Below are 18353 nucleotides of genomic sequence, written 5' to 3' on the forward strand. Positions count from 1 at the left end.
GTGTAACTACTTATATAAGCATCTCCTGTTGCACCAGGGGCAACCACCGAATACAATTGGAATCCCCCTTTATTTTGCACGGTTGGATCAAACTCAACTTTATTGTCTGGAGACCAAGAACCTATATACATATCCGGGTCCATGCCTGAGAAATATACACGTCTATCCCAAACAACTCCTGTATCAAAATTCACTCTGCCTTTACCTGGCTCCCTGTCAAAATAGATCATAATATTATTTCTCAGTCCTGCTTGCTGCCCCCTTAATGCAAAATATATAAAATTCGTATCCCAAGTAAGCCACAACTCTGAAAGTTCCGCCTTAGTCAAAGTATCTGTTTCTTTACCCGGATAGACAGAGTCATTAGTTGGTTCACATTTATTTTGATATGGAGAACCAAAGTATGTAAGCATCCTACCACCATTATTTGTTAAATCATTCTGATCAACTATGGCATTAAGCTGTTTATTCAAAACATTAGTAGGTGAGATTAAAAGTTCATCTGGCTCCCAACCCATCGCAAAAGGGTCCCAACTACTTAAAACTCTAACAACTATATTTTTCTCGTTAGCTGTAACACCAAAAACCTCAAAACTACTAAAAATAAAAGTAAAACTCATCAACAATAATAATAATCTATAATTTACCATCATACTTCAAACCTCCTAGCATCTCACAGAGATTATAAAAAACAGAAATTTCATTTTCAATAGTTTCTAAATAATAATTTCAATATGACTTATGAGAAAGCAAAAGAAAGAATAGAGGAGTTGAAAAAACTAATACAATACCATGACTATTTATACTACGTACTAAACCAACCAGAAATATCAGACCTAGAGTATGACAAAATATTCAGAGAATTAGTTGATCTCGAAAGAAAGTTTCCAGAGCTTGTAACAAAAGATTCACCTACCCAAAGATTATCTCTATCCATATCTAAAGAGTTCAAAGAAATACCACATTTATTCCCTATGTATAGTCTCTCAAATGCGCAAAATTACGACGAATTCTTAGAATTTATAAAAAGAGTAAAAAAGCTACTAAACACAGAAAATATTGAACTTATAGCAGAATACAAGTTCGATGGACTCGCGGTTGAAATAGTCTATAAGAACGGTTTTCTGGAAAGAGCCTCAACCAGGGGAGATGGAAATGTAGGTGAAGATGTTACCAATAATGTAAAAACAATCAGAAACATCCCATTATCCATACCATTTGATGGTGAAATAGCGATATATGGTGAAGTTATAATGTTTAAAGAAGATTTCATAAAATTAAATGAAGAAAAAGAAAAGCTAGGAGAACCTTTATTCGCAAACCCGAGAAATGCAGCAGCAGGTTCACTAAGACAATTGGATCCTAAGATAACAGCATCAAGAAAGTTACGATTTTATGGATACTACTTAAAATCAAATCATGACATAGGAGTAAGAAAACAATCAGAGTTAATACAATTACTTAGATCTTGGAAATTTGCAGTACCTGATACATTTACATCATCTAATCCAGAAGATATAATGAACTATCACTCCCAAATTGAAGAAAACAGAGAAAAGTTACCATTTGATATAGATGGAATAGTAGTAAAGGTAAACGAACTGAGTTTTCACGAAGTACTTGGAGTAGTAGGAAGAGACGTAAGATGGGCTATTGCTTGGAAATTCAAACCAGAGCAAGGAATAAGTAAGGTTATAAATGTTGTCTTCCAAGTAGGAAGAACAGGTGTAATAACACCAGTCGCGGAAATTGAGCCTGTTAGAATAAAAGGCGCTACAATATCAAGGGTATCATTACATAATTTCGATGAAATAAAAAGACTTGACATAAAAATAGGAGATAAAGTAGTCATTGAAAGATCAGGTGATGTAATACCTTACATAGCTAGAGTAATGAAAGAAGAAAGAACAGGAAGTGAACTTAGCATTATGCCACCTCAGAAATGTCCTGAGTGCGGAAGTGAAGTTATCAAATTTCAAGGCGAAGTAGCTTATAGATGCATAAATAATTCCTGTCCAGCACAAATAGTAGAAAAACTAAAATATGTAGTATCTAAAGGTAGATTTGATATTCAAGGTCTTGGAGATGAAATAATTGAAAAACTATTTAAACTAGGTTATTTGAGAGACATATCTGATATTTTCTTACTAAACGCAAAAAAACTTTTCTTAGCAGGTGTTGGAGAAAAAAATTCTGTCAAAATAGAAAAAGCCATACAACAAGCAAAAAACATTGAATACGATAGATTTATAACATCACTAGGAATAAGGTACGTAGGAGAACAAACTTCAAGATTATTAGCTCAAAAGTTCCAACCAATAGAAAAACTTATAAATGCGAAACAACAAGAACTATTAGAAATAGAAGGAATAGGAGAAGTAGTAGCCAACTCAATAACTTCGTTTTTCAGAAATGAGAAAAATACACAGACAATTAAGAAAATGCTGGAAGCAGGGGTAAACATAATCTACCCAAAACAAGAAAAGTCTAATATAACTGGTAAAAACTTTGTAGTTACAGGAACTTTAAAGAATTTCTCTAGAGACGAAATAAAGAGATTATTAACAACTCTAGGTTGCAATATATCCGAAAGCGTATCATCAAAAACAGATTATGTTATAGTAGGAGAAAATCCTGGTAGCAAATACGATAAAGCAAAATTACTAGGAGTAAAAACTATCAGTGAAGAAGAATTTATAAACATGACAGGAAAAACAATCGTTGAACTCAGAAATATTATTTCAAAAAGCGGAGAAATGAGTCTTTTCTAGAAAGTTATTACTTTTCATTTTTTTGAAGATATCTTTTCAATAAATTTACAAAGCAGTTTTATGATTAAGAAATAAAAAGGAGGTTTATATGAAAAGACTTCTGATTTTTGCCATAATGGCAATGTTCGTAATGGGGACTGTATACGCACAAGAAGTACAACAGCCCCAAGTTCAAACACCTGCTCCTGAAGTAAAACAAGAAACCAAACAGGAGCAAAAGAAAGATGACAAACCTGAATGGAAGTTAGAGTTTACCATCTTCACAGGATACCTCTGGAATCCTTCAACTATACAGAATAGTGCAACAAACTATAACACTTTTTATCTTTCAAGAGCCTATATTGATTTCAGAGTTGACTTCAAAAATGGACTAAAGCTCAGGGTAACACCAGACGTAACACCAACTACAAGCGGATGGACTATGAGACTAAGACATGCTTTCATTGACTGGGAACTTATCAAAGATTTACTCGTATTCTCTGGAGGTATAACAAGAGCAGAATGGGTATCTTATGTTGATGACTTTGTTGGAATAAGATACATAACGACAAGCCCTGCAGACTACTTCGGATTAAGAACATCCGTTGATATAGGAGCAAGTCTGAGCATAACACCAATAAAAGGTATAGGAATCTTCGCAGGAATATTTGATGGAAACGGTTTCAGCAGAGGTCCTGACAGCGTACAATCAAATATAGGATATTCAAATGTCACAAAAGATCTAGGAACAAGAGTAACATTAGCACCAATATTCCTATTAACAGGAGACAAGAAATTTGAAAAGATTGTCGTTGCTCTACACACATACAACACAATAATTCCTACTTCTGACATGAAAGATGCCAGAGGTCTTGAATTATATGGCCTAGGTTTAGGAATTGATTTTGATCCTGTAAAACTATTTGCTGACTATTCTGCGATTAGCTTTATAAGACTACACAGCTCACCTACTTATGGAAATTATTTTGGCGTGTTTGGAAAAGCTAACTTCGGTTTTATAGGAATAAAAGAACTAGCCTTAGTCGGAGCATTCTACACTTATGAACCAAATGTTGATAATTCCAACGATGAAAGGATATATTACCTAGGAGGTATCGAATACGCTTTCAACAAAAATTTATCTTCATCACTAAACGCTAAGATAGAACAAAGAAAAGAAGGATTTAGAGACTTTTTCAACAACAAAGTCGACTACCAAACAGTTGTATATATTGATACTTTAATTAAGCTATAAACTTTAGGGGGTATCTCCCCCCTACTCTTCTAAAAAGTCTACGTTTTTACTGCAACAAAATCAAGAACCGCAAATTTCTTAGGTATTAGCAACTACAAAAATCAATATAGGTCAAAACATAAGACTACTCCATAGATGACTTAGCTGAAATCTCTAAAATCACAAAAGATTACACTAGGTATAACATACCTCAGAAATATCCTCTAAAATTTTGTTAATTATCAAGGATGATAATTTAAGATACTTATTTAGACTTTCAGCAACTTCTTATCTTGAAGTCAAAATCCTCTCAGTATCAAGTGCTATAGCTAATTCCTCATTCGTTGGCATTACAATAACCTTAACTTTTGAAGACGGTTTTGATATCACTCCAGATTGCCCCCTTATAGTTTTATTGTTAGCCTCGTCATCTATTTCTATTCCTATATCTTCTAACCCTTCTAAAACTTTTTTCCTTGTTAAGGACGAATTCTCACCAACACCAGCGGTAAACACTATCCCATCAACCTTCTTTAACTCAAAAAAGTATGCACCTATATATTTTCTTATCCTATTACAATACATATTGAAAGCTAAAATAGCTCTTTCATTACCCTTTCCATATTCTTCCTCTATCACCCTCATATCATTAGACATAGAGGTTATTCCAAGAATACCACTTTCCTTGTTGAGTATTCTATCCATCTCCGATAGAGATAGTCCTTCTCTATCCATAATAAAAAGCGGTATACTTGGATCAATATCACCACTCCTTGTACCCATTATGAGACCTTCTAAAGGGGTAAATCCCATAGAAGTATCATATGACTTACCCTGCTTAACAGCAGTTATACTTGCACCGTTACCTAGATGACAAGTTATTAGGTTTATACTGTTTATGTCTATATTCAGCAATTCTGCTGTTTTCTGAGTTACGTATCTATGAGATGTACCATGAAAACCATATCTTCTAATTCTATGTATCTCGTAATACTTCATAGGTATAGCATACAAATAGTTCTCAGGTGGCATAGTTTGATGAAACGCTGTGTCAAAAACCGCAACTTGAGGTACATCCGGTAATACATCTTTGCAAGCAAGAATACCTATAAGATTGGGTGGATTATGAAGTGGTGCTAACTTACCAAATTCCCTTATGTATTCTATTACTTCCTCATTTATCAAAACACTCTCAAAAAATTTATGTCCTCCGTGAACTACTCTATGGCCTATCGCATCTACCTGAAGATTGTTTGATAGTATTATCTTAACAACTATTTGAATAGCTTCCTTATGGTCTCTAGCAAGCACATCCTCTTTTACTTTCTCATCATTTAAAGTATAACTATTTGTAGCACCTATGTTACCAACCCTATCAACAAGCCCTTTCAGAAGAGCTTCCCCCGTAGAAGTCTCGATTAATTGATACTTAATAGAAGAACTACCAGAATTTATAACCAAAACCTTCATACGTAGCATTTTAAAGTATCAAAAAAGATTCTTTCAAAATACCCTCTTGATAACACTAACTCAAAACTCTCAAAATATGCTTACTTATTACAAAAAGGCAAGAAATAGAAAAAACATAATCTAACATCATAAAATCCCTGTTTAGACTAAATATCACCAAATCAAATTAGATTACTCACCTAAATTTTTGATTAACTCATATCATTTCAAGATTCTATTAAAACTCATATTTCTAATTCCAAAAAATAACTACTCATACCAAATCTCAAAAATACATTCAAACTACTAATAAAATCTTACTTGAAATCCCCAAATACATACAATTATATTTTTGTAAAATTTGTAAAATATGAAGGAAAAGCTAAAAAATCCAAAATAACCAATTTAACTAAAGTTAAAAAATAACACCGAACTATTATGGTTTTTTGTTTCCGGAGAATAAGGTATGAAAGAAATAAAAGGCATTAAGTTTGAGAGCATTCATGATTACATATCAAGAGAGGAATTATTGAAAAAACCCTTTTCCATAAGGGTATTGATAGAAAATGTTTCAAGAAACCTAAAAGAAGAAGGAATGGAAGAACGATTCCTTAATGCTCTGATAAATTGGAAAGGGCATGTTGAATACAAAGATGAAATAGGATTTAAACCTTGTAGAGTACTAATGCAAGATTTCACAGGAGTACCCATCGTAGTAGATTTAGCACTAATGAGAGAAAAAGCAAAAGAAAAAGGAAAAGACCCTAAACTCATAAATCCAAGAGTACCAACTCATCTAATTGTCGATCACTCTTTACAAATAGATTTTTTCGGTACCTCAGATTCTTTAAAAAAGAATCTAGAGCTTGAGTTTCAAAGAAATCTAGAAAGATACAAATTACTAAAATGGGCTCAAAAGAACTTCTCAAACTTCTATGTCGTACCACCTGGTAAAGGAATAATACACCAGATAAATTTAGAGTACCTAGCAAAAGTCGTAATAGTTGAAGATGGAACAGCAAAATATGATACCCTTGTTGGAACAGATTCTCATACTACTATGATAAATGGGTTAGGTGTTTTAGGATGGGGAGTTGGTGGAATAGAAGCTGAAGCAGTAATGCTAGGACACCCTTACTTCATGAAATTACCAGAAGTAATCGGAATACACCTAAAAGGAAGATTAAGAGAAGAAGTAAACGCAACAGATTTAGTATTAACAATTACAAACCTACTCAGAAAGGTAGGAGTTGTAGATAAGTTTGTTGAGTTTTTTGGAGAAGGAACTAGAGAGATGGATGTTGAAACAAGAGCAACGATAGCAAACATGGTTCCGGAGTATGGTGCAACAATGGGATTCTTCGGAGTTGACGAGCAGACATTAGATTATCTAAAGAGAACAGGAAGAGATAAAGAACTTATAGAAATAGTCGAACTTTATACAAAAGAACAAGAACTGTGGGTATATAAAGACTCATATGAAAAAATTGAATTTTCACAAGTTATTGAATTTGATTTAAGCAAAGTAGAACCGGTACTAGCAGGCCCCAAGCGTCCTCAAGATAAAGTTTCTCTATATTCTGTAGCAAGTGAATTTCAAAACTATCTATCGCAAACAAAGCAATCCACTACCGAAGAAAACAGTCTCAATGATGGTGATATAGTAATATCTTCAATCACAAGTTGTACTAATACTTCAAACCCCTACTTACTAGTTGGAGCAGGTTTGGTTGCTAAAAAAGCTGTTGAGAAAGGATTAAGTGTAAAACCCTACGTAAAAACATCATTTGCTCCTGGCTCAAGAGTAGCTGAGGATTATCTAAAAAAACTAGGTCTCCTTGAGTACCTCGAAAAGATTGGCTATAACATCGTAGGTTACGGATGTGCTACATGTATAGGTAACAGTGGACCTCTGATAGATTGGGTTGAAAAAGAAATAAAAGAAAAAAATCTTTTGGTAGTTTCTATACTTAGCGGAAATAGAAATTTTGAAGGAAGAATACATCCCCTTGTAAAAGCAAATTATCTAGCATCTCCTATTTTAGTAGTTGCTTATGGAATTGCTGGAAAAATAAACATTAATCTATCATCTGAACCAATAGGATATGACAAAAACAATAACCCTGTATATTTCAAAGATATCTTGCCAACTCATTCAGAGATTGTTGAATACTTAAATAAAATAAATACAACTCAAAGTTTCATAGAAAACTATAAAGATATATTCAAGGGCACTGAAGATTGGGAAAATATTGAAATATCCGAAGGAGAGCTATTTGAATGGGATATCAACTCAACTTACATAAAGAGACCTCCTTATCTCGATAACTATGATAAAGAGGAAAATAATCTAAACGATATAATAGGTGCTAGAGTACTCTTGGTATTAGGAGACTCAATAACAACAGATCACATATCTCCAGCAGGAAGTATAAGCCCAACATCTCCAGCAGGAATATATCTACTTTCAAAAGGTGTAAAAAAAGAAGAATTTAACTCATATGGAGCTAGACGAGGAAACTACGAAGTAATGATGAGAGGGACTTTTGCTAATGTTAGAATAAAGAATCTAATGCTAAACGGAAAAGAAGGCGGTTATACACTGGTATACAAAGACGGCAAATGGATCGAAACTACCGTTTTCGAAGCATCAGTATACTATCAACAGAATAATATCCCCCTCATAGTAATAGGCGGAAAAGAATATGGTACTGGTAGTTCGAGAGACTGGGCAGCAAAAGGCCCATATCTACTCGGAATCAAAGCAATAATAGCAGAAAGTTTTGAGAGAATACATAGAAATAACCTAATAGGTATGGGAATAATACCACTACAATTTATAGATGAAAATAGGGAAACTCTAGGAATAACAGGTAAGGAAATATTCAACATAAGAGGAATATCAAATATCAAACCAAGAGATATAATTGAAGCTGAAATAATAAGAGAAGATGGTACTAAGAAAACATTCAAAGTTATCTGCAGAATAGACACTACTAATGAATTAAATATCTTAAAAAGTGGTGGAATTCTACATAAGGCGTTAAGGCAAGTTCTTTAGCTTGTAGTGCTTGTGAGAAATACTCTGTCCTATTGAAATTATACCATATATTCCATCTCTCATTGGACCAGGATTGAAGAAGAATATACCATTAATTTCTCTTGCCATAGGTTGGTGAGTATGCCCAAATAAAACAATTCTAGCTCCTTTACTAAGGGAAGCATGCTTCAGCTTGTCTAAACCATTGTGAACATCGTATATATGACCATGAGTACATAAGACTTTTTTATCTACAACATCAAAAATTTCAATCTCAGGTATAAAAGGAGTCATACTATCTTCTCTCATGCTATCAACATTACCCCTAATCATTAAAACTTCTTTACCCTTATCTTTTATCATCCTAATAAAAGGTTTCATATCAAACCATGCATCACCTAAATGAACTACCATTTGAACTCCATCAAGCTCTAACCTCAAAACATCTGATATAAATCCAAGATGACCGTGTGAATCACTTATAACCAGTATCTTCTTATTCATACTAAACTCCAGACCAGGAAAACATCTAGTCTAAAACTCATACAAAGCACAGAATATACTACTATCCTATGATAATACTATACTTACCCTTAATTCAACCAAATTCAACAAACACTAAAAAAATTATTTCAAAATATATTTAATAAACCAAATTTTTAAGCATCAAACACTCAAAAATTTACATATATAACGGGAAGCGTTTACACAGAGATACAACTTTTTCCTTTACGGAGTTTAAGTATGCATCATTATCTTTGTTTTTTAAAGCTTCATCAATATATTCAGCAACTTCCTCCATTTCATTTTCCTTCATACCTCTTGTTGTTATTGTTGGTGTACCTATCCTTATTCCACTTGGATTCATAGGGGGATTCGGATCATAAGGTATAGCATTTTTATTCACTGTAATACCTACTTTATCAAGCACGACCTCTGCCTCAGCACCTGTAATACCTTTATTTCTTAGATCAATGCTGAACATATGAGAATCTGTACCACCTGAAACAATTCTATATCCTCTATCAGAAAGTAACTGGGCTAACTTTCTTGAATTTAGTAATATCTGCTTTTGGTAAACTCTAAACTCATCAGACATAGCTTCTTTAAAAGCTACTGCCTTTGCTGCAATAACATGCATTAAAGGTCCGCCTTGTATTCCTGGAAACACTGATTTATCTACATCTTTTGCATAAGACTCCTTAGTTAAAATAAGACCCCCTCTAGGCCCTCTCAGTGTTTTATGAGTAGTAGTAGTAACAAAATCAGCATAAGGAACTGGAGAATCATAATAACCAGCAACAATCAATCCAGCATAGTGTGCTATATCTGCTAATAGATACGCACCGACTTTTCTAGCAATGACAGAAAATCTCTCAAAATCAATCTGTCTAGAATAAGAACTTGCTCCACAAACTATAATTTTTGGTTTATGTTCTTCCGCTAGTTTCTCAACCTCATCATAATCAATAAGCTCAGTATCTCTATTAACTCCATAGTACACTACATTATAAAGTTTACCCGAAGAATTAACTTTACTACCATGCGTCAAATGTCCTCCATGAGATAAATTCATACCAAGTATAGTATCACCTGGCTTAAGAAAAGCCAAATACACAGCCATATTAGCTTGGGCTCCAGAATGTGGTTGAACGTTAGCATGTTCGGCATTAAATAACTTTTTTGCTCTATCAATAGCAAGAGATTCAGCAACATCTACATATTGACAACCACCATAATATCTCTTTGAAGGATATCCTTCTGCGTATTTATTTGTAAGAACACTACCCATAGCCTCTAAAACAGCCTTAGAAGTGGCATTCTCTGATGCAATAAGCTCTAGATGATACTCTTGTCTGTTTATCTCATTAATTATCACTTCGTATATCTCAGGATCAACCTCTTTCAAAAGTTTTCCTTTTATCATATCAATAGAAGAAGAAAGTAACATACCAACCTCACTCATAATACAAAAGCTGGAGTACTTATATACCGCCATACAACGTGGAGAGAGACCCCAGCAGGCGGTTTTTCCCCCCACATTAAGAATATAACATTTTTTCTAGACCAAGTAAAACCTAAAGTTTACAATAAAAAAATTCCAATTTCATTCAATAGAGTACTCTATAGAATTCTCTATACTCGATAAACTAAACGAACTCTATAACCGCTAACTCAGCTCCATCACCTTTTCTAAACTTACCTAACTTAACTATCCTAGTATAACCACCATTCCTATCTTTATATCTTACTCCTATATTGCTAAACAACTTATTTACAGAATCTCCATCTCTTAAGAACGCAAAAACAATTCTTCTATTATGTAACGTATCTTCCTTGGATCTCGTAATAATCTTTTCAATAACTCTTTTAAGATACTTAGCTCTTGCAACAGTAGTTATAATTCTCTCATTTTTTATGAGAGAGTTTGACAAATTCCTTAACATTGACTTTCTATGTTCTTTGTATCTGCCAAGCTTCTTAACTTTATCACCATGTCTCATACCAACCTCCTAAGAATTCTTTTCAAATTCCTCAACTACTTCCTTTGGTAAGTGCATACCTATACTCAACCCCCATTCTTCGAGTTTTTTCTTAACTTCATCAATAGACTTCTTACCAAAACTCCTAAACTTTAATTCTTCTTCGTGCTTACTTACTAGATCGTATATTTTTGTTATACCTGATTCTTTTAGAATATTAAAAGTCTTTGCCGACAGATTGAGTTCCTCTATTGAAGCAGACAACTTTTTGATAATTTCTCTAACTTCTATAACTTTACCCTCAACTTTTGATACTGAAAAATCCCCAAGCATAACCTCAGATATACTTCTTATATAAGATTTCCATACTTCAACCACTGTATTGTAAGCATCTATTGGAGAAATACTACCATCAGTTTCGATCTCAATAACAACTCTTTCTTTTACAGTATTATCAATTCTTACCGCTTCAACATCAAAGTTTGCTCTTTTAACAGGAGAATAAAGAGCATCAATAGGTATAAGTCCTACTTCATAATTACCATTAGACATTTGAATCTCATCAGCAAGAATTGCACCTTTTCCGTATGTTATAACTAGTTTAATCTTCAAATTCGCATCTTCATTGAGAGTAAGAAGCGGTAAATCTGGGTTGAAAACTACTATATCACTATCAAATTTAGACAAATCTCCTGCTTTAAAAACTCCCTCTCCTTTCAATGAAATAAAAACTTCTTTTCTATCTTGTTGAGAATTTAATTTTAGTCTAACTTGCTTAAGAGCAAGTACAAAATCAGTATAATCTTCCTTTGCACCTTCTATTGGCGAAAACTCGTGCAAAATACCATCAATCTTAACAGCACTTATAGCATACCCAGGTACAGAAGACAGCAAAAACCTTCTTATAGAATTTCCAATAGTAACACCAACTCCTTCATCAAGAGGACCTATTATTATTCTACCATAATTCTCTGTTAGAGACGACCTCTCACATATAACTTCCTTTGGAAAAGTAAATAACCCTAAAATCCTAGTAACATCCATAAACTACCCCTATAAAATTAGAATTTAGAATAATACTCAATTATGTAAGAAAGGTTTATATTAGTATCCAAAGTTAAATCTTGCCCCTCAGGAGACTTAAGCACCTCCACTTGCCTTTTATCCAAGTCTAGACTTAGCCACTTAGGTATATTCTGAGACTTCTCTTTAGCGTTCTTTATTAGTTCTTCATCATCAAGGACAAATTCAATTTTATCACCTGGCTTAACAACATATGAAGGTATGTTAACGTAATGACCGTTCACCTTAAAGTGTTTATGCGAAACAAGCTGTCTAGCTTCTCTTCGTGATCTAGCAAACCCTACTCTGTAAACAACATTATCCAATCTACTCTCAAGCAAAGACAACAGATTGTCACTTATAACTCCTCCTCTTCTCTGTGCTATATCAAGGAATCTTCTGAGTTGCCTTTCGGACATATTATACAACCTTCTTAGCTTTTGTTTTTCTCTGAATCGTAAACCAAACTCAGACAAAGTTGGCTTGAGTTTTTTTGGCGGTTCACCTGGTTTTTTCTTCCTAGACACAAGAGGACATTTTGGAGTATGACACTTCTCACCTTTCAAAAACAACTTAACTCCCTCTCTTCTACATAACCTACAAACAGGACCTTTATACATATTCACCCCTCCTAAACTCTTCTCTTCTTTTTAGGCCTACATCCGTTATGAGGTATAGGAGTAACATCTCTTATTTTTCTAACCTTAACTCCAGATGCAATAATCGACCTTATAGCTGTTTCTCTACCAGGACCTGGCCCCTTTACATTGACATCAACTTCCTTTATACCCAAATTAATCGCTTCTTTTATAGCTCTTTCAGCGGCAACTTGTGCTGCATAAGGCGTTCCTTTTTTAGTATTCTTAAAGCCACAAGACCCAGCACTTGACCAACACAAAACATTCCCATTCATATCGGTAATTGTAACTATCGTATTATTAAAAGTAGAGTTTATATGTACAATACCCTCAGAAACTTTTTTCTTCTCCTTTTTCTTAGCCATAACTTACCTCATTTTGTAACTATAATTTTAAACTAGTTTAAAAAATAAAATCAATTTAGTTATAAAACTTTCGATACTGAAACTACAAAAACCTAAAATCTTTACTATATAAAGAATTTGATATAAACTCAATACTTTTTTCATAATATATCGCAAATCTGAATAAAGAGGTTTTAAGTATGTTGTCAAAAGATGTTAAACAAAAAATAATAGAAGCCTACAAAATAAGCGAAGGAGACACTGGTTCACCAGAGGTCCAAATTGCTCTCATGACTGCCAGAATTGAAGCATTAAATCAACACTTCAAAAAGTTTAAAAAAGATAAAAACTCAAGAAGAGGACTTCTAAAACTAGTAGGAAGAAGAAGAAGATTGCTTAACTACTTAAAGGAAAACTATCCAGATAGATATAATAACCTTATTAAGAAATTGGGATTAAGAAAGTAAAAGTGGAATACGTACTAACTTCTATAGCAATACTAGTACTAATAATATCTGTGGTATTTCACGAATATGCTCATGGTAGGATATCATATATGCTCGGAGACAATACTCCAAAGGAAGAAGGTAGATTAACACTAAACCCTATAAAGCATCTTGATCCTGTTGGGAGCATTCTATTACCAGTACTACTTGTTATATCAAACACAGGATTTATAATAGGTTGGGCTAAACCTGTACCAATAAACCCTGATAACTACAAAAATAAAAAGTTAGGTTGGATACTAACATCATTAGCAGGTCCTTTAACAAATTATTCACTAGTACTAATATCATTACCCATAATCTTATTCATAAATTCAAACTTTACACCTTCACCTGAAATATTCTACATAAAGTTAGTATTATGGTACATATTAGTAATAAATTTTGTATTAGGAACTTTCAATTTGTTTCCATTACCACCACTAGATGGATTCTGGGTAGTTGCCAATTTATTACCTGAAACTTCAAGAGACAAAATAGTTTCAATAGTATCATCAAAATATTATCCAATAATTATGATATTGACAATAGTAATAGCAATCTTTATAAGTAGATATACGATAATACCTGCAGTAAACTCATTAGAAGAATGGCTTGTTATATTACCTAGATAGCAAATTAATTAACCTAATTACTTATAGTTTGTCTAAGTTTAACTTCTAAAATAGAAGAATCAAAAAACACAAAGTAAAGATATACACTTGAATTTCATTTAGCTTTTAGTTCCTCTATCTTTGAAAGTATTTCTTTGTAGTGATATTGAATTTCAGCATTATTTGGCAGAAGCTCAATAGCCTTCTTTATTTCACTAAGTGCTTGATAATACTCCCCCCTTTTATAATAAACCCAAGCCATAGTATCCCTTATTTCTGGAGAATCTGGCTCTTGAGATAAAGCTTTCCTAGCAAGCCTAACAGCCTCCGTTAGATTTATCCCTTTCTCAGCATATATATACGCTAACGCATTCAAAACTCTAGGATTGCTATCATCTATCTCCATAGCTTTTTTCAGATATATTATACTCTGATCATACCTATTACTCTTCTCAAAAACATAAGCTATAGCAACTAAAGCAGATACACTCTGAGGATTTATTTTAAGTACTTCCCTAAAGCAGTTCTCAGCTAACTTATATTCCTTTCTCAAGGTATATATGTAACCACATACCATATTGGAGTGAATAGATATGTAATAATTTTTATTTGTCCTCGCAGAATGCAAAAGATAGTTCAACGCCAGATCAAAATAACCTAAGTTAGCATAAGTAAGCCCAACATAATAGTTATATTCATAATTGTCTGGATTTCTTTTAAGAAGTTCCTTAAACAACTCTAAGGCATCCTTGAAGTTTTTTTTCTTAAAAAGCTCAATAGCCTCTCTCAACTGCGGTATATCACTATCCTTTGTTGAGATAATATCTTCCATAACTACTTCCATATTATAAATCTTCGTAAGTTTCATTTAAAGTTAAAAATTTACCATCGGCATAAAGATAAAAAAGTATCTCCTCTACTAATTCAAACTACATAAACAGAATTTACAGAATAAAAAACACACATTAGCTTAAAAATATTGTTTATCTTAACGATAGTCCTTCAAAATGAGCATTATGAAAAAAATAGCACTTACATGTATGGGTAAGGATAAACCCGGAATAGTAGCCAAAATCTCAGAAGTGCTTTTCAGAACAGGTTGTAGCATTGAAGGATCAAGGATGTCTCTACTACAAGGAGAATTTGCTATAATTCTAATTTTTACTCTTTTTGAGGACAAAAATTATCATTCACTCAAAAGAGAACTCAAAAGAGTGGAATACGAAATGGATATTGAGATAAATCTGAGAGAGCTAGATCAAGAGGAATATTCAGATAAACAAGAAATTCCAAAGAAAACTTTTATAGTCAATGTCTATGGTGCAGATAAACCCGGAATAGTATTTAACGTAACAAATCTGCTGTATCTAAACAACATGAATATAATTGATTTATTTACCGACCTTGTAGAAGTTGAAGGTAAGAAAGTATATGTTATGTCAATAACAGTTGATGGTAGCAATGTTAAACTTAATACCATCAGAACTAAAGTCGAGAAGGTATGTAAAGAAATTGGACTAGAGGTTAGCGTTCAAGAAGTAGAAGAAGTGGAGATGTAAAATGATACTCGAGATAATAAAGTTTCCAGACCCAAGACTCAAGATAGTATCTCAAGAAGTTATACCAGAAAAAGAAAACGAAGAGGAACTACAAAAATTCATAGATAACTTAGTAGAAACAATGTACAACGCTCCCGGTGGTATAGGAATATCATCTCCCCAAGTCGGTGTACACAAGAGGATAATAGTCGTTGATGCAAGAAAGAATAAAAAAACTACTGTCAACCATGGACTCATAGTTATGATAAATCCCGTAATCATCTACTCTGAAGGTAATATACTAATAAGAGAAGGATGTATGAGTATACCTGATTACACAGGAAACGTTGAAAGAAAATCCAAAATATTCATAAGGGGACTAGATAGAAACTTTAAGGACATTGATATAGAAACAGAAGGAATGGAAGCAGTAGTATTCCAACACGAAATAGATCATCTTGATGGAAAACTCTTCCTCGACAGGATAAAAAACTTTCATACCGATCTTTTTAGAAGGAGAAAATACCTTTAACTAATATATACACTAGGACAAAAACCAAAAATAACTAAAAGGATTATGATACAAGGGAGACTAAAAACTAGGTAGTTTTGAAATTACAAATCCTTTAAGATAAAGCGTTTCTGGCATCTGGAGTATCCAAGGATGATCCGGAGATTGCAAAAGTTCATTATCTACTCTTAACCTAACACCAAGTTCCATTCCCGCTATCCTTATAGCAGCAACAAAGTGCTCTTTGAGTAAATTATAAGAGCATGTAAATATAACTAATTTACCACTAGGCTTCAGCAAAACCAAACTACGCTTTATAAGATCAATTAACTGTGGTAATCTCTTTCTAGATTCAGAAATACTTTTAACAAAAGTTGGAGGATCGAGTATTATTATATCAAACTCTTCATCAATTTGTTTTATCAGATCAAAAGCATCACCTGTTATAACTTTCAATTTACTAGAAACGCCATTCGAATTAGCATTTTCCTTTATCAGATCTGAATACGCTTCACTTTTTTCTATACAAACAACATTCGCACCTCTCTTAGCGCAATAAATACCAAAACCTCCAACGTAACTAAAAATATCCAAAACCTTAAACCCATCATTACACATACCAGATACTATCTTTCTATTTACTGTCTGATCTAGGAAAAACCCTGTTTTCTGCCCCTTAAATGTCTCAAATACGAATTGTAGTCCATTCTCTACAATTCTTATAAATTTTGGTACATTCCCCCTAAGAGGTACATTAACAGGAGATAATCCTTCTTCATCTTCTCTAAAATCACCATAGCTTCTTTCGTATATATTATCGACACCTAAAAACCTAACTATTCCATCAACAACTATATCTCTCAACCCCTCAAATAATCTATTTCTTATTTGAATCCCTACAAAATCACCATACTTATCTATTACAAGTCCAGGAAGAAAATCAGATTCTGAATACACAACTCTATAGTTGCTCTTATCTATGTCATTTGAGTACATCAACTTCTTTCTATGCTCAAAAGAAAATAAAATTCTCTTTTTAATCTCCAAATCTAAATCAAAATTACTTTCATAAGAAAAAACCTTGACAGCTTTACGCGAGTTAGGAGAATAGTAAGCACTACACACAAATCTACCATCCTGGGAAATAACTGAAACCCACCCTTCCTTACTTCTATTAATATTAAATTTTTTTATCTCATCTTCGTATATCCAAAGGTAAAAATTTCTAACCTTCTTCTCTGCCTCTTTTTTGATTATTATCTCACCTATGTATTCCATAAAGCTAGCTTACAATGCTTTTTCCTGTCTTAGAAGCTTTTGCTTTTCTAGTTCAATAACTATAGGAGATGCTATGAAAAGAGATGAATAAGTACCACTAATAATACCCGTAAGTAAAACTATTGAAAAACCTTTAAGCGTTTCTGGTCCCCAAATTATAAAAGCAACAACAATTAACAGAGTTGTAAAAGATGTCAATACAGATCTAACTATAACTTGCCTAATACTCTTGTTAACAATTTGCTCAACTTCAGATGACTTAACAGTCTCGAAGTTTTCCCTGATTCTATCATAAACAACCACTGTATCAGTAACAGAATATCCCAGAATTGTTAGTATAGCTGCTATTATTGATATGTCCATCTCTATGTCAAATAGAGTTATAACAGTAAATGATATCAAAAGATCGTGTACAAGAGAAGCAATAGCACCCAAACCAAATATAAAGTCAAATCTTATACCTATATATATAAGTATAAGTAAAGCAACAATAAAAGAGAGAATCATCGCATTTCTAAAAAACTCTTCACTCAACCTAGGACCCACGGTATTTTCACCTCTTATTATAACTTCTTTAAAGTTATCCTGGAGTGCCTTTTTAAGTATCTCAACCTTCTGTATATAATCCTCAGAAACACCTACACTTATAAGATATATGTTATCTCTAGGATCTCCAATATAGGTTACACTCTTTGTTATACCTGTTGCAGATATAACCCTCCTTACATCTTCAATATTAACATTATCATTTATCTTAACCTCAAGTCTAGTTCCACCAGCAAAGTCGATACTTTGTTTAAAACCACCTTTTAGTATGAACAAAACCACTCCAAAAACTATGATTAGTAAAGAAAAAGAAATAAAATAAAATCTATTCTTTACGAAATCCACTTTTCTTATTGGTTCCAAGAAATTAAACATACTCTC

At 33.1% G+C, this 18353-nt stretch carries 18 protein-coding genes; 7 read left to right on the plus strand and 11 right to left on the minus strand.

What is annotated here, in order from left to right:
* Positions 1-653: hypothetical protein (locus tag N2712_06190; GenBank protein MCX8029568.1), on the minus strand; the 653-nt coding region annotated here is incomplete at its 3' end.
* An 81-nt stretch (positions 654-734) separates the two neighbouring features.
* Here N2712_06190 and ligA point away from each other — a divergent pair.
* Both ligA and N2712_06200 read left to right on the plus strand, forming a co-directional pair.
* Positions 735-2771, plus strand: coding sequence for an NAD-dependent DNA ligase LigA (ligA, locus tag N2712_06195; GenBank protein MCX8029569.1), 2037 nt, complete (start codon positions 735-737; stop codon positions 2769-2771).
* A gap of 88 nt (positions 2772-2859) precedes the next feature.
* Positions 2860-4005: a hypothetical protein gene (locus N2712_06200; GenBank protein ID MCX8029570.1), complete on the plus strand. Its 1146-nt coding sequence runs from the start codon at positions 2860-2862 to the stop codon at positions 4003-4005.
* A 267-nt stretch (positions 4006-4272) separates the two neighbouring features.
* Here N2712_06200 and N2712_06205 read toward each other — a convergent pair whose 3' ends face one another.
* Positions 4273-5454, minus strand: coding sequence for an acetate kinase (locus N2712_06205; GenBank protein ID MCX8029571.1), 1182 nt, complete (start codon positions 5452-5454; stop codon positions 4273-4275).
* 445 nt (positions 5455-5899) lie between these two features.
* Between N2712_06205 and acnA the strand changes: the two genes are divergently transcribed.
* Complete coding sequence (gene acnA / locus N2712_06210) at positions 5900-8494, plus strand: aconitate hydratase AcnA (GenBank protein MCX8029572.1); 2595 nt, start codon at positions 5900-5902, stop codon at positions 8492-8494.
* Here the strand turns inward: acnA and N2712_06215 are convergent.
* The 6 genes from N2712_06215 to rpsK all read right to left on the minus strand — a co-directional run bounded on the left by N2712_06215 (position 8477) and on the right by rpsK (position 13021).
* A complete protein-coding gene (locus N2712_06215) occupies positions 8477-8977 on the minus strand; it encodes a YfcE family phosphodiesterase (GenBank protein ID MCX8029573.1) in 501 nt (166 codons plus the stop codon). The two genes, acnA and N2712_06215, sit on opposite strands and share 18 nt — an antisense overlap.
* A 178-nt stretch (positions 8978-9155) precedes the next feature.
* Positions 9156-10400 carry a serine hydroxymethyltransferase gene (locus tag N2712_06220; protein ID MCX8029574.1) on the minus strand — a complete coding sequence of 415 codons (1245 nt, stop codon included), beginning with the start codon at positions 10398-10400 and terminating at the stop codon, positions 9156-9158.
* 223 nt (positions 10401-10623) lie between these two features.
* Complete coding sequence (gene rplQ / locus N2712_06225; GenBank protein ID MCX8029575.1) at positions 10624-10977, minus strand: 50S ribosomal protein L17; 354 nt, start codon at positions 10975-10977, stop codon at positions 10624-10626.
* Positions 10978-10986: 9 nt separating this feature from the next.
* Positions 10987-12000 (minus strand): DNA-directed RNA polymerase subunit alpha, encoded by a 1014-nt coding sequence (locus N2712_06230; GenBank protein ID MCX8029576.1) that lies wholly within the window; start codon positions 11998-12000, stop codon positions 10987-10989.
* Positions 12001-12017: 17 nt separating this feature from the next.
* Entirely contained in the window at positions 12018-12638 is a 621-nt protein-coding gene (gene rpsD / locus N2712_06235; GenBank protein MCX8029577.1) for a 30S ribosomal protein S4, read from the minus strand.
* A gap of 11 nt (positions 12639-12649) precedes the next feature.
* On the minus strand, positions 12650-13021 hold the full coding sequence (gene rpsK, locus N2712_06240) for a 30S ribosomal protein S11 (GenBank protein MCX8029578.1): 372 nt from the start codon (positions 13019-13021) through the stop codon (positions 12650-12652).
* A 179-nt stretch (positions 13022-13200) separates the two neighbouring features.
* Between rpsK and rpsO the strand changes: the two genes are divergently transcribed.
* A complete protein-coding gene (gene rpsO / locus N2712_06245) occupies positions 13201-13467 on the plus strand; it encodes a 30S ribosomal protein S15 (GenBank protein ID MCX8029579.1) in 267 nt (88 codons plus the stop codon).
* Positions 13468-13469: 2 nt separating this feature from the next.
* A complete protein-coding gene (locus N2712_06250; GenBank protein MCX8029580.1) occupies positions 13470-14120 on the plus strand; it encodes a site-2 protease family protein in 651 nt (216 codons plus the stop codon).
* Between the two features lie 94 nt (positions 14121-14214).
* Here N2712_06250 and N2712_06255 read toward each other — a convergent pair whose 3' ends face one another.
* Positions 14215-14931 carry a tetratricopeptide repeat protein gene (locus N2712_06255; GenBank protein MCX8029581.1) on the minus strand — a complete coding sequence of 239 codons (717 nt, stop codon included), beginning with the start codon at positions 14929-14931 and terminating at the stop codon, positions 14215-14217.
* A 184-nt stretch (positions 14932-15115) separates the two neighbouring features.
* On the opposite strand from N2712_06255, the gene N2712_06260 reads away from it, so the two are divergent.
* Positions 15116-15658 (plus strand): hypothetical protein, encoded by a 543-nt coding sequence (locus tag N2712_06260; protein MCX8029582.1) that lies wholly within the window; start codon positions 15116-15118, stop codon positions 15656-15658.
* Position 15659: 1 nt separating this feature from the next.
* Positions 15660-16169: a peptide deformylase gene (gene def / locus N2712_06265; protein MCX8029583.1), complete on the plus strand. Its 510-nt coding sequence runs from the start codon at positions 15660-15662 to the stop codon at positions 16167-16169.
* 60 nt (positions 16170-16229) lie between these two features.
* On the opposite strand, the gene N2712_06270 is transcribed toward def, so the two are convergent.
* Both N2712_06270 and secF read right to left on the minus strand, forming a co-directional pair.
* The gene (locus tag N2712_06270; GenBank protein MCX8029584.1) at positions 16230-17426 is read right to left on the minus strand and encodes a class I SAM-dependent rRNA methyltransferase; all 1197 of its coding nucleotides are present in this window, start codon (positions 17424-17426) and stop codon (positions 16230-16232) included.
* 9 nt (positions 17427-17435) lie between these two features.
* Entirely contained in the window at positions 17436-18347 is a 912-nt protein-coding gene (secF, locus tag N2712_06275; protein ID MCX8029585.1) for a protein translocase subunit SecF, read from the minus strand.
* Between the last annotated feature and the right edge of the window lie 6 nt (positions 18348-18353).

Source organism: Brevinematales bacterium (assembly GCA_026415355.1).
Classification (GTDB): domain Bacteria; phylum Spirochaetota; class Brevinematia; order DTOW01; family DTOW01; genus SKYB106.